This is a genomic window from Duganella sp. (assembly GCF_039595735.1).
Lineage (GTDB): Bacteria > Pseudomonadota > Gammaproteobacteria > Burkholderiales > Burkholderiaceae_D > Rugamonas.
In genome coordinates, this window is sequence record NZ_JBCNLB010000002.1 from 481725 (window position 1) to 494418 (window position 12694).

At 62.7% G+C, this 12694-nt stretch carries 10 protein-coding genes; 5 read left to right on the forward strand and 5 right to left on the reverse strand.

Annotated elements, in window-relative coordinates; translation table 11 throughout:
* Positions 1–20 precede the first annotated feature (20 nt).
* Genes ABDW57_RS07245 through ABDW57_RS07255 form a run of 3 tightly spaced genes read left to right on the forward strand, consistent with a single transcriptional unit; the run spans position 21 to position 4492 of the window.
* Positions 21–1667, forward strand: a complete 1647-nt coding sequence (locus tag ABDW57_RS07245) for a methyl-accepting chemotaxis protein (protein ID WP_343729530.1) — start codon at positions 21–23, stop codon at positions 1665–1667.
* A gap of 60 nt (positions 1668–1727) precedes the next feature.
* A complete protein-coding gene (locus ABDW57_RS07250; protein WP_343729531.1) occupies positions 1728–2960 on the forward strand; it encodes a putative DNA modification/repair radical SAM protein in 1233 nt (410 codons plus the stop codon).
* Complete coding sequence (locus ABDW57_RS07255; RefSeq protein ID WP_343729532.1) at positions 2957–4492, forward strand: UdgX family uracil-DNA binding protein; 1536 nt, start codon at positions 2957–2959, stop codon at positions 4490–4492. The genes ABDW57_RS07250 and ABDW57_RS07255 overlap by 4 nt, the downstream gene beginning before the upstream one ends.
* Here ABDW57_RS07255 and ABDW57_RS07260 read toward each other — a convergent pair.
* Together ABDW57_RS07260 and ABDW57_RS07265 are read right to left on the reverse strand one after the other, a co-directional pair.
* A complete protein-coding gene (locus ABDW57_RS07260; RefSeq protein ID WP_343729533.1) occupies positions 4464–4826 on the reverse strand; it encodes a hypothetical protein in 363 nt (120 codons plus the stop codon). The genes ABDW57_RS07255 and ABDW57_RS07260 overlap by 29 nt on opposite strands.
* Positions 4827–4858: 32 nt before the next feature.
* Complete coding sequence (locus ABDW57_RS07265; RefSeq protein WP_343729534.1) at positions 4859–5758, reverse strand: alpha/beta fold hydrolase; 900 nt, start codon at positions 5756–5758, stop codon at positions 4859–4861.
* 55 nt (positions 5759–5813) lie between these two features.
* Here ABDW57_RS07265 and ABDW57_RS07270 point away from each other — a divergent pair, with 55 nt between their 5' ends.
* Positions 5814–6299: a low molecular weight protein-tyrosine-phosphatase gene (locus ABDW57_RS07270; protein ID WP_343729535.1), complete on the forward strand. Its 486-nt coding sequence runs from the start codon at positions 5814–5816 to the stop codon at positions 6297–6299.
* Between the two features lie 30 nt (positions 6300–6329).
* A complete protein-coding gene (locus tag ABDW57_RS07275) occupies positions 6330–7298 on the forward strand; it encodes a diguanylate cyclase (RefSeq protein WP_343729536.1) in 969 nt (322 codons plus the stop codon).
* On the opposite strand, the gene serB is transcribed toward ABDW57_RS07275, so the two are convergent.
* From serB to ABDW57_RS07290, 3 genes are read right to left on the reverse strand one after another with little or no spacing between them, the layout of a single operon-like run.
* On the reverse strand, positions 7299–8162 hold the full coding sequence (gene serB / locus ABDW57_RS07280) for a phosphoserine phosphatase SerB (protein WP_343729537.1): 864 nt from the start codon (positions 8160–8162) through the stop codon (positions 7299–7301).
* Positions 8163–8176: 14 nt separating this feature from the next.
* The gene (mfd, locus tag ABDW57_RS07285; protein ID WP_343729538.1) at positions 8177–11620 is read right to left on the reverse strand and encodes a transcription-repair coupling factor; all 3444 of its coding nucleotides are present in this window, start codon (positions 11618–11620) and stop codon (positions 8177–8179) included.
* Positions 11621–11651: 31 nt separating this feature from the next.
* Positions 11652–12584 carry a 5'-nucleotidase gene (locus ABDW57_RS07290; protein ID WP_343729539.1) on the reverse strand — a complete coding sequence of 311 codons (933 nt, stop codon included), beginning with the start codon at positions 12582–12584 and terminating at the stop codon, positions 11652–11654.
* Positions 12585–12694 lie beyond the last annotated feature (110 nt).

Here is a 12694-nt window from a genome sequence, read left to right on the forward strand (position 1 = left end):
GTGAATGTGAAGGGATGGCAATGAAACAAGGGAATGGCTTATCGATCGGTACCAAGCTAGGGGTGTCGTTTTGCGTAGTATTACTGATGACGATTATTGTTGGTGTTTTTTCGATATTTGAATTGGCAAAAGTGAATGAAATATCCACTCGACTGTCTTCGCGCTGGTTACCGAGCGTAAGGGTTATTGAAGATGTTAAATCGCAAATAGCGCGTATTCGTACGCGGGAATTTCAGTACATAATCTCTTCTGATCCGGCCGATATGGACAAATACGACAAAGTCATCGCCGCCGATCTGGATGATCTGAAAAAGATGCAAAACGAATACGCGGCGCTGATGGCATCAGCTGAAGAAAGAGACTTATATGGCCAATTTACCCAGCAATGGGATAGCTATATGGCAGAAGACGCCAAGATCCGTGCCGCCATGCGCGCCGGCGATGTGGAACTGGCCAGGAAACTGATCCGCGGCGAATCGAACAAGCTGATTGTTTCGATGCGCGGGCTGGTGGACAAACTGGTCAACTTCTACGCCGAGGGCGGCAAGAGCGAAGCGGAGGCGGGGCGGCAACGCTACTCGTCCTCGCGCACGCTGATTATTGCGCTGATCATCGGTAGCGTGGTGCTGGGCGGCACCGGGGCGCTGCTGATTACGCGCCGTCTGACGCGCGGCCTGGGCGGCGAACCTGCTTACGCCACGCAAATCGTCAGCCGCATTGCGGCCGGCGACCTGTCGGTTGATGTCAAGGTGCGCGCGGGCGACACGCACAGCCTGTTGTACGCCATGAAGCTGATGCGCGACAGCCTGGCCAGGATCGTTACCGATGTGCGCAGCTCAACCCAGGTCATTGCCGCCGCGTCGGACCAGATCGCGGCAGGTAACCTGGATCTATCTGCCCGCACCGAGCAGCAGGCCGGCTCGCTGGAGGAGACCGCGGCCTCGGTGGAGGAGCTGACATCGACTGTGCGGCAGAATTCGGACGCCGCCGCGCAGGCCAATCAGCTTGCTGGTTCGGCCTCTCAGGTGGCACAGGCGGGCAGCGAAGTGGTCGGCCGGGTGGTGCAGACGATGGAATCTATCAACACCTCGTCGCGCAAGATCGCCGACATCATCGCGGTGATCGATGGTATCGCTTTCCAGACCAATATCCTGGCGTTGAACGCCGCCGTGGAGGCGGCGCGCGCCGGCGAGCAGGGGCGCGGGTTTGCAGTAGTGGCGTCGGAAGTACGCAATCTTGCCCAGCGCTCGGCTGCCGCCGCACGCGAGATCAAGGAGTTGATCGGCAATTCGGTCAATACAGTAGATGAAGGCAGCAAGCTGGTGGTGGAAGCCGGCGCCACGATGGAGCGCGTGGTGACCAGCGTGCAGCAGGTGACGGACCTGATTGCCGAGATCACGGATGCCGGCAAGGAGCAAAGTCGCGGCATTGAGCAAGTCAATGAGGCCATCGCGCAGATGGACGCAGCGACGCAGCAGAACGCGCAACTGGTACACCAGGGAACCGCGGCGGCGCAAAGCCTGCAGGAGCAGGCAACATCGTTGACGCAGTTGGTGAGTGTGTTCCGTCTCAGTGCTCTCGATGAGCAGGGAGTGCATTACGCGGTGCGCGGCCTCGCCGGCACACCGCCGACGGCGCAACGGCAGCTGTCCGCGCCGCGGCGCTAAGCGTTCTTTCGCGCCGATTTGCTGATATACTGTATGTAAACACAGTATATCGGGGCTGCGATGGAGTTGAAGGACAAGCTGGAAATACTGGCCGATGCGGCCAAATATGACGCCTCCTGCGCGAGCAGCGGGGCGCCCAAGCGCAACTCGGTGGGCAAGGAGGGCTTTGGCGCCACCACCGGCATGGGCATTTGTCACAGCTATACGCCGGATGGACGCTGCGTGTCGCTGCTCAAGGTGTTGTTGACCAATTACTGCTTGTACGATTGCCAGTATTGCGTCAACCGCCGCACCTCAAATGTGCCCCGTGCGCGCTTTTCTGTCGCGGAGGTGGTCAGGCTGACCACCGATTTCTATTTTCGCAATTACATCGATGGGCTGTTTCTCAGCTCGGGCATTATCCAGTCGGCGGATTACACCATGGAGCAACTGGTGCAGGTGGCGCGCCAGCTGCGCGAGGTGCATCAGTTCCGTGGCTACATCCATTTGAAGACGATACCGGATGCCGATCCGGCGCTGATTGCTGCGGCGGGGCGCTACGCGGATCGCCTGAGTGTGAATATCGAGTTGCCGACGCAGGACAGCGTGCAAAAGCTGGCGCCGGAGAAGAGTGTCCACACCATCAAGCTGGCCATGGGTTCCATCCGCCGCAAGCTGGATGAGCGCGCGGAGGAACCGAAGGCGCCGCGCTTTGCGCCGGCGGGACAGAGCACGCAGATGATCGTCGGCGCGGACGCCAGCGACGATCAGCAGATTTTGTCGACGGCGGAGACGCTGTACGGCAGCTATAAACTCAAGCGCGTGTACTACTCGGCGTTTAGCCCGATTCCGCAAAGCCCCAAGAGTGTGCCGTTGGCGCCGCCGCCCATGCTGCGTGAGCATCGCTTGTACCAGGCGGATTTTCTGATGCGCGGGTATGGCTTTCAGGCGCAGGAGTTGTTGCCGGCCGGTGGCGGCAATCTGGCGCTGGATATCGATCCCAAGCTGGCGTGGGCGCTGGCGCATCGCGAGCATTTTCCGTTGGATCTGAATCGTGCGGAGCCGCATATGATTGCGCGCGTGCCCGGCATCGGCTTGCGCAATGCGCAGCGGATTGTTGAGCTGCGGCGGCTGCGGCAGGTTCGGTACGCGGATTTGTCGCGGCTGCGGTGCAGCATGAAGAAGATTTCGCCGTTCATCATCACGGCGGACTATTTTCCGGCGCGTGATGCGAGTCCGTCCGAGCACTTGCGGCGGTCGATGGCTGAAGCGCCGCAGCAGATGAATTTGTGGCCGGAGCTGCAGGCGGCATGATGCGCAAGATAGTGCGCTCGTTCGACGAATGGCGCGCGGCAGTCCGCGACCTAATCGCGCGCCGCGTGGCGCCGGAATACGTAGAATGGGCTAGCAACGAAAATGAGGGTGACCTGTTTACCATCCCCGAAGCGACCGCGGCTCCGGCCGAGCCGCTTGCGGGCCACGCCGCGTCGCACGCCGCCGACTCGCCAGCCACCGCCTCGCTAGCTGCCGCCTCGGTGCCGACGCTGCCGTCCGCCGCTGCCGCCAGCGATCCGCCGGGCGGCGGGAGCGAACTGCGTCTGCCGCGCGGTTTCGTTGAGATGCTGGCGACGGCGGCTTGTTTCAGTACTAGCGACCGCTGGGCCTTTCTCTACAAGCTGGTCTGGCGCTGGCAGCTCGGTGAGCGTGACGTCATCTCTGCCGCCGATCCCGACGGCGCGCGCCTGCACGCCATGATCAAAGCCGTCCATCGCGAGGAGCACGATATGCACGCCTACGTACGATTCCGCGAACGTCCCGAACATGCCGGCGCTCCGCGCTTCGTCGCCTGGTTCGAGCCCACCCACGACGTGCTGCCGCAAGTCGCCCGTCACTTCGCCAACCGCATGGGCGGCGCCACCTGGATGATCGCCACGCCGACTGCCACCGTGCTGTGGGATGGCCAACACCTGCACGATGCCCGGCCGCGCATGCGCAGCGCTGCCGACATCGAAGACAGCGGCGAAGCGCTCTGGCTGACTTACTACCGCAGCATCTTCAACCCGGCCCGCCTGAATGCCGACCTGCTGCACAGTCATATCCCATCTCGCTTCTGGAAAAACCTACCGGAAGGCGCCATTGTGCCGGCCATGATCAGCAGCGCCGCCAACGGCGAACGCCGCACCGGCCAGACCGGCACCGTCGGCCGCCGCGGCGGCGCCACCACCATCGCGGTCACAGCGGAACGCGCGCAACCGCAGCGTGATGAGCCGGACACGCTGGACCAATGCCGCCGCTGCGACCTATGGCGCAACGCCACGCAAGCCGTGCCCGGCGTCGGCCCCAGGAAAGCCCGCATCATGCTGGTGGGCGAACAGCCCGGCGACCAGGAGGACCTGCAAGGCCTGCCTTTCGTCGGTCCCGCCGGCGCAGTGCTCGACCGCGCGCTGGCCGAAGCAGGCGTGGCGCGCGACCACGTCTACCTGACCAACGCCGTCAAACACTTCAAGTGGGAACTGCGCGGCAAACGCCGCCTGCACAAGACGCCCGCGCAGCGCGAAGTCTCGGCGTGCCACGTCTGGCTGGAGGAAGAACTGGCGCGCGTGAAACCGGACGTGGTGGTCGCACTCGGCGCCACCGCATTGAAGTCGGTGATGCGCGACGGCAGCGCCACCATGAGCGCCGTGATGGATGCGCCGTTCCAGCACGAAGGCCGCTGGGTGGTCGCGGTCTATCACCCGTCATTCGTGCTGCGCGCGCGGGATGAGGAAAGCCGGCAGCAAGCCTATGAAGTCATCGTTGCCGGCCTGCGTGAAGCGCTTAAACTGGCGCCGGATCGTTCCGGTTGATGCGGGTCACGCCGACGATCAGGCGATATGCCTTCCACAGCCAGGCGCCGATCCAGATCAGCCATGCGATGGGGATGCCGATGATCGTCATGAAGAACACCGCGCCCACCACCACCAGCACGATGTACCACCAGAACGAGCGGATCATCCAGGTGTGATGGCTATGCACAAAAGTGCCTTCGGTGCTGGGCCGTTGCAGGTAATTGAAAATCAGCGGCACAATGGAGAATGCCCCCAGCGAGAAGATAAAGCTGACCGCATGGATGAGATACAGCCACCACGCCGTGCTCTTGGCCGACTCCAGCCGGCCGTCCAGTACCAGTTCTTGCGACATGATTTCTCCTTGGTTGTTTGTTTTTAGTATAACTAGTTGGCTGGGCGATTGTCGCACAGTGTCCGGCGCAGGAACGCGGTGACGTCGGCAAAAAACTCGGCTTGAATGCTTTCGCGGTCGAAGCCTTCCGGATCTTGCGAGGGTTTGAAACCTGGCCGCGTCATCTCCGGCGGGAACTTGCTCATGAAGGCGAAGTGGCCGGCGCCCGGAATATCCTTGTGCTCCACCAGCGCCGGCTGGGCCACGCCCTCGATAATCTTGTGCGCGTGCTCGATCGGCGTGACCTCATCCTTTTCGCCGGTGCGCATCAGGATCGGCAGGTCGACCGGCCGCAGCGAACCGGCGATAAACCAGAATGTGGCAGGATTCAGCAGCACCAGCGAACGAATGCGTGCATCCGGTGTCACCGGCACCTGCTCGGGCGGCGCATTGGAATCCTTGCGTTCATACGGTCCGCTCCAGGGGATGCCGCCGGCCGCCGCCAGCGCCGTGTAGCCGCCGATGGAGTGGCCGATCACCGCCACGCCCGTGCGGGCGACGTGCGCGCCCAGCACCGCATCGTCCAGCGCCGCATCGATGGTCAGCGTGATATGACGTGGGCGGTTGGCCAGATTGGCGGCGGTGCCGGCCAGCGAGTTGTCGGTGCGCGTGTTGCCGGTGTGGGCGGGCAGGGCGACCACAAAGCCCGCCAATGCCAGATGCCTGGCCAGCTCGCGATATGCCCACGGCGTGCCCGAATGGCCGTGTGAAATCACCACCAGCGGATATATCCCATCAGCCGGCGGCGCGTCGCGCGCCACATCCAGTGAATACGGCCCGAAATGCCCGGTCTTTTCCTCGCCCACGGCAGGGTAGAGGAACGCGACCGGCACCATCGCACCCTGTACCGCGTCATTAATATTTACCAGCCGGCAGCCGCAGCTCGATGCCATTCCCACTCCCTAGAAGATAAAATGCAAGCATGTTGATTATATAAGGAGTCCGCCCATGTCCAAGCCGGTATCGGTGCTGTTTGTCTGCATGGGGAATATCTGCCGCTCCCCGACGGCGGAAGGCGTGTTCCGGCACCGCGTGGAAGCGGCCGGGCTGGCGCATCGTTTTCATATCGATTCGGCCGGCACGCACGGCTATCACGTGGGAGAACCGCCGGACGCGCGTTCGATGGAATACGCCATCAAGCGTGGCTACGACCTGTCGGCGCAGCGCTCGCGCAAGGTAACGGCGCAAGATTTCAAGGACTTCGACCACCTGCTGGCGATGGATCACGAGAACCTGAAGTTGCTGAAAGCGGCCTGTCCGCCCGAATATCAGCACAAGCTGGGGCTCATGATGTCGCACGCGCGCCGCAGCGGTTCGGAGGTGGTGCCGGACCCGTATTACGGCGGCGGCAGGGGCTTCGATCTGGTACTGGACTATATCGAAGATGCCACAGATGGGCTGATTGCCACGCTAACTGGCAAAAAGATGAGTTAGTATTGGGGTACGACAGCTTGGGAGACTATCTTGAAAGAGCCCGGCATACCCGTAAATGAGGCGCTTCGGCTAGCGACGCTGAAGTCGCTCAATGTCCTTGATACCGCGGCCGAGGAGCGTTTCGACCGTGTCACCCGCATGGCAAGGCGCATGTTTGGCGTGCCGATTGCGCTGGTCAGCCTGGTCGATGAAGATCGCCAATGGTTCAAATCAGTGCAGGGCGTGGACGTCTGCGAAACGCCGCGCAGTATCTCGTTCTGCGGCCACGCCATTCTTGGCGACGACATTTTCCTGATCAGGAACGCCTTGACCGACGAGCGCTTTGCTGACAATCCGCTGGTGACGGGCGACCCCCATATCCGTTTTTACGCCGGCTGCCCGCTGCGTTCCGGCGACGGCGCCAAGGTAGGCACGCTGTGCATCATCGACACCACTCCGCGCGAGTTTGACGAGGACGACGCCATCGCCCTGCGCGACCTTGCCTCCATGGTGGAATCCGAGCTGACAGCCTTCCAGACCGCCACCACCGACGAACTGACCCAGATTTCCAACCGTCGCGGCTTCATGCAACTGGCCCAGTACGCGCTAAGTTACTGCGTGCGCAACAGGCAACCGGCATCGCTGGCGTTTATCGATCTCGATCGTTTTAAGCCCATCAACGATAACTTCGGCCACGCGGAGGGCGATCTGGCGCTGGCGGCGTTTGCGGAAGTGATGTGCGCCAGTTTCCGCAGCTCGGATTTATTTGCGCGGCTGGGTGGCGATGAATTCGTGGTGCTGCTGACCGGCGCCGGCAAGGCCGACGCGCAGCGGGCGCTGGAAAAATTCGGCAGCCAGCTGGAAAGCTATAACAACAAGGCGCAGCGCGGCTACCGGCTGGAGTTTTCCTGCGGGGTGGTGCAGTTTGACCCGGCCGATCCACAGGATCTGAACGAACTGCTGGCCGCCGGCGACGCGCAAATGTATGCGCTCAAGGCGGCCAGGAAGGCGCTGCACTGATCAGGTCAGCAGCGGCAGGATGCCATCCAGCCCGACGAAGTTGAGCGCCACATTGGCCTGCTCGCGCACCACGGGCTTGGCGCGGAAGGCCACCGACATGCCGGAGATGCTCATCATTTTCAGGTCATTGGCGCCGTCGCCCATCACGATCGCCTGCGATGGCGAGATGCCCAGCTCCGCGCACACGCGTTCCACCGTGCGCTTCTTCTCTTCCGCGTCAACGATGCCGCCGACCACCTTCCCGGTCAGGCGGCCATCGATGATCTCCAGCTGGTTGGCGTGGGTGTAGTCCAGGCCCAGGCGCGTTTTCAGGCGCTCGGTGAAGAAGGTGAAGCCGCCCGATACCAGCAGGGTTTTCAGACCCGCCGCCTGCACCGCTTTCAGCATCGCTTCCGCGCCCAGCGACAGTTGCAGGCGTTCTTTGTACACGCGCTCCAGTGCCGACGCTTCCAGCCCTTCCAGCAGCGCCACGCGGCGCTTCAGGCTTGCGGCGAAATCCAGCTCGCCGCGCATGGCCGCTTCCGTGATTTCCGACACCTGCTGCTTCAAACCCTGCATGTCGGCGATTTCGTCGATGCACTCGATGGTGATCAGGGTCGAATCCATGTCCATCGCCACCAGCTTGAATTCGCTCATCTTGTGATAGCCGATCGAGTACGTGGTGTCCAGCTGCGCGGCCTGCGCCGCCACTTCGATGGTCTGGCGCAGCGCCGGCGAGAAGGCGATGCCTTCGCAGCGCACGGCGCGGTCGCTCAGCCAGGTCAGGTTGGCGGCTGCGGTCAGGGCGGCGATGCGCTCCAGGCGCGGCTTGCAATCGTCCGCGCCTTGCAGCACGAGGTTCATGGCGGTTTGTGCGGTAGTCATGTGGCGTAGGGTGGTTAAGTAGTCAGTTGTTTGATCGCGGCCTTGATCTGCGCTACGCGCGCGGACAGGTCCGGCATGGCGGCGGTGATTTTCAGCTTGTCCTGGCCATTCAGCTTGATCTGGCGGTTCTTCTGTATCAGTTCGATGATGCGCATCGGATCGATCGGCGGCTTCGGCATGAACTGCAGGTTGGCCGCTTCCGCGTGGGCGTCGATCTTGATGATGCCCACCGTCTTGGCGGCGATGCGCAAACGGTGCGTTTCGATCAGCGCCTTGACAGCGTCCGGCAGCTTGCCAAAGCGGTCGATCAATTCTTCCTGCATGTCGTCGATCTTGCCCTGCGATTCGCAGTTGGCCATGCGCTTGTAGATCGACAGACGCTCGTGCACATCGCCGCAGAAATCGGCCGGCAGCAGCGCCGGCACGTGCAGATTGATTTCGGTGGTGGTGGCCAGCGGCGCCGCCAGGTCAGGCTCCTTGCCGGCCTTGAGCGAGCGTACCGCTTCGTTCAGCATGTCCGAGTACAGCTGGAAGCCGATCTCGGTCATCTCGCCGGACTGGTTGTCGCCCAGGACTTCACCGGCGCCGCGGATCTCCAGATCGTGCATGGCGAGGTAGAAGCCCGAGCCCAGTTCTTCCATCTGCTGGATGGCGTCGAGGCGGCGCTGCGCCTGCTTGGTCAGCGATTGCACGTCGTGCACCAGCAGGTAGGCATACGCCTGGTGGTGCGAACGGCCGACGCGGCCGCGCAGCTGGTGCAGCTGCGCCAGGCCGAATTTGTCGGCGCGGTGCATGATGATGGTGTTCGCGGTCGGCACGTCGATGCCGGTTTCGATAATCGTGGTGCACAGCAGGATGTTGAAGCGCTGCGCCACGAAGTCGCGCATCACTTTTTCCAGATCGCGTTCGTGCATCTGGCCGTGAGCCACGCCGATGCGCGCTTCCGGCAGCAGCTCGGTCAGCATCGCCAGCCGGTTCTGGATGGTCTCCACCTCGTTGTGCAGGAAGTAGACCTGGCCGCCGCGCTTGAGCTCACGCAGGCAGGCTTCGCGGATCACCGACTCCTGCTCGCTGCGCACAAAGGTCTTGATCGCCAGGCGCTTTTGCGGTGCGGTGGCGATTACGGAGAAGTCGCGCAGGCCTTCCAGCGCCATGCCCAGCGTGCGCGGGATCGGCGTGGCGGTCAGCGTCAGCACGTCCACTTCGGCGCGCAGCGATTTCAACGCTTCCTTCTGACGCACGCCGAAACGGTGTTCTTCGTCGATGATGACCAGGCCGAGGCGGGTGAACTTCACGTCCTCCGACAGCAGCTTGTGGGTGCCGATGATGATGTCCAGCGTGCCGTCGGCCATGCCCTTGATGGCTTGCGCGATCTCTTTGCCGGTGCGGAAGCGCGACATTTCGGCAATGCGTACCGGCCAGTCGGCAAAGCGGTCGGCGAAGGTCTGCGCATGCTGTTCGGCCAGCAGCGTGGTCGGCGCCAGAATCGCCACCTGCTTGCCGCCCATGACGGCGATGAAGGCCGCGCGCAGCGCCACTTCGGTCTTGCCGAAACCGACGTCGCCGCACACCAGGCGGTCCATCGGCTTACCCGAGGTCATGTCGCGCACCACGTTGTTGATGGCTTCCTGCTGGTCCGGCGTCTCTTCAAAGCCGAAGCTGTCGGCAAAGCGCTCGTAGTCGTGCGCTGAATATTCAAACGCGTGGCCCTGGCGCAGCGCGCGGCGGGCGTAGAGGTTGAGCAGCTCGGCGGCGGTATCGCGCACCTGTTCCGCAGCCTTGCGCTTGGCTTTTTCCCATTGGCCGGAACCCAGCGTATGCAGTGGCGCATCGTCCGGCGAGGCGCCGGAATAGCGCGAAATCACGTGCAGCTGCGAGACCGGCACATACAGCTTGGTCTCCTTGGCATATTCCAGGTGGAGGAACTCGGCTTCGCCTTCGCCCAGGTCCATGCTGGTCAGGCCCATGTAGCGGCCGATGCCATGGTTGACGTGCACCACCGGGTCGCCGATCTTCAGTTCCGACAGGTCGCGCACCATCGATTCGACCTGGGTGACGGCTTCCTGCTTCTTCTTGCCGACGCGGCGGCCGGAGCCTGCGTACAACTCGGTCTCGGTGATGAAGATCAGGCGCACGCCGTCGGCGGACAATTCAAAGCCGGCGTGCAGCGGCGCCACGCCCAGCGCCAGCCTGGCGTCGGAGGCGATAAAGCCCTCGTAGCCTTCCACGCCGGCCAGCGGCAGATCGTATTCGTTGAAGTACTGCTGCAGCGTTTCGCGGCGGCCGTTGGATTCGGCACAGATCATCACGCGGCTGCCGGACTGCATCAGGTAGGCGCGCAGATTGGTCAGCGGGTCGTCCAGATGACGGTTGACGGCGATGTCCGGCACTGGCGCGGACAGCTCGGAAGCGCCGGCGTCGGCGTTCTTGCGCACCGCGATCTGCGGATACGGCTTGGCCAGCACGAAGAACTGTTCTTCGTTCAGGAACAGTTCTTCCGGCGCCATGATGGGGCGCTCGCGGTCAGCCTTGATGAAGCGGTAGCGCGACGAGGTATCGGTCCAGAAGCGCTTGATCGATGCTTCGATATCGCCCACGGTGGCCAGCACCGCGCCTTGCGGCAGGTAGTCGAACAGGGTGGCGGTCTGCTCGAAGAACAGCGGCAGGTAGTATTCGATACCGGCCGAAGCGATGCCGGCGCCGATGTCTTTATAAATCACCGCGCGCGATGGATCGCCTTCGAAATGCTCGCGCCAGCGGCTGCGGAAAGCGGTGCGCGAAGCCTCATCCATCGGGAATTCGCGGCCCGGCAGCAAGCGCACCTGCTTGACCGGATACAGCGAACGCTGGGTGTCGGCGTCGAAGGTGCGGATGGTTTCGATGGTGTCGCCAAACAGGTCCAGGCGATACGGCAGGGCGGAGCCCATCGGGAACAGGTCGATCAGGCCGCCACGGACCGAATATTCGCCGGGCGACATCACCTGCGTGACGTGGGTGTAGCCGGCCAGCGTCAGTTGCGACTTCAGTTGCGCCTCATCCAGCGATTCACCCTGCTGGAAGAAGAAGGTGTAGGCGGCCAGGAAGGACGGCGGCGCCATGCGCACCAGCGCGGTGGTGGCCGGCACCAGCATCACATCGCACTGGCCGCTGGAGATTTCGTGCAGCGTGGCCAGGCGCTCGGACACCAGATCCTGGTGCGGCGAGAAGGCGTCGTAGGGCAGGGTTTCCCAATCCGGCAGCAGGTGGCAGCGCAGCTGATCGCCGCCGAACCATGGGATTTCATCCAGCAGGCGCTGGGCGTCGCTGGCGTTGGCCACCACGATGGCCAGCATCTGGCCCCGCGACTTCAGGTCAAGCGCAATTTGCGCCAACGCGTAAGCATCCGCCGAGCCATGCAGCGCGGGCAGGGCAAAGCGGTTGCCGGGTTTGGGTATGGATTTGCTTAAGGCTGACGACACAACATACATTCAACAGTTATCCAGACCGCTATTATACCAAGCGGTTGGCAACGCCGAAGGGGATGTGCACCATCGGGATATTCCCGGCCGGCGACTTCAGGTGGCTCAGCTGGTCGTCAAAGAACATATGCGGCTTGAAGATGCTCAGGACCCGGGCTTTTTCCATCCCGCCGAGGAAGAAGGTCTCGTTGGCCGACACCCCCCAGCTCTTCAGCGTGGTCACCACACGCTCATGCGCCGGCGCGCTGCGGGCGGTGATGATGGCGATGCGCAGGATCTTTTTGTAGGCCGGATCGGCGCGCTGGGCGTCTTCCTCCAGCTGCTGCATCACCGACAGCTTGCGGAACAGGTCCGCCAGCGGCCCCGGCTGGTGCGGAATCGCCACTTTTTCGATCTCGTGAGCGTGGAATTCGTCGACGTTGTTGTTGCGCTTGAAGACGGTTTCCGACTCGTCATCGGCAATCACGCCGTCAAAGTCGAAGGCGATGCGCAGTTCGCCGTCGTTTTCGTCATCCTCGGTGCGCGCGGGCAGCACCAGGCCGGCCGGGTAGTTGGCGTCCAGCGCCCGCCGCACGTCTTCCTCGTTGGCGCTCAGGAACAGCGAGGTGTTGAAAGCCGGCAGATAGGTGTACGGCGATTGCCCCGTCAGGAAGCAGGCCCGCGAGATGTCCAGCCCGTAGTGGGCGATCGAGTTCATCACCCGCAGCCCGGTCTCCGGCGAATTGCGCGAAAACAGCACCACTTCCACTGGTGAACTTTGCGGATGGTGCTTGTTGATGCTCAGGAAGCGGCGGATGAAGGGAAAGGCCACGCCCTTGTCCAGCACGGCGCCGATCTGCTGTTCCTGATACTTGCGGTACGCCTCGGCGCCGCCCTCCAGGTACACCTGGTGCGAGGCGGTCAGGTCAAACAGGGCGCTGGAGGCGATGCCGATCACCAGCTTGTGTTCAATCGGGTAGGGCATGGGTCAGTCGATAGTCTGCGATGAACCACACTTTACCCGATACCGGGCCGCCGTGAGCGCCCGATTGATTTCTTTTCTGCAATTTAGTGATTGCTTCAAGACACACGCTG

Excerpts from the sequence above, each read along its gene's own strand:
- ABDW57_RS07245 (WP_343729530.1), top strand. The coding sequence starts at position 21 with ATGAAACAAGGGAATGGCTTATCGATCGGTACCAAGCTAGGGGTGTCG.
- ABDW57_RS07250 (WP_343729531.1), top strand. The coding sequence starts at position 1,728 with ATGGAGTTGAAGGACAAGCTGGAAATACTGGCCGATGCGGCCAAATAT.
- ABDW57_RS07255 (WP_343729532.1), top strand. The coding sequence starts at position 2,957 with ATGATGCGCAAGATAGTGCGCTCGTTCGACGAATGGCGCGCGGCAGTC.
- ABDW57_RS07260 (WP_343729533.1), bottom strand. The coding sequence starts at position 4,826 with ATGTCGCAAGAACTGGTACTGGACGGCCGGCTGGAGTCGGCCAAGAGC.
- ABDW57_RS07265 (WP_343729534.1), bottom strand. The coding sequence starts at position 5,758 with ATGGCATCGAGCTGCGGCTGCCGGCTGGTAAATATTAATGACGCGGTA.
- ABDW57_RS07270 (WP_343729535.1), top strand. The coding sequence starts at position 5,814 with ATGTCCAAGCCGGTATCGGTGCTGTTTGTCTGCATGGGGAATATCTGC.
- serB (WP_343729537.1), bottom strand. The coding sequence starts at position 8,162 with ATGACTACCGCACAAACCGCCATGAACCTCGTGCTGCAAGGCGCGGAC.
- ABDW57_RS07290 (WP_343729539.1), bottom strand. The coding sequence starts at position 12,584 with ATGCCCTACCCGATTGAACACAAGCTGGTGATCGGCATCGCCTCCAGC.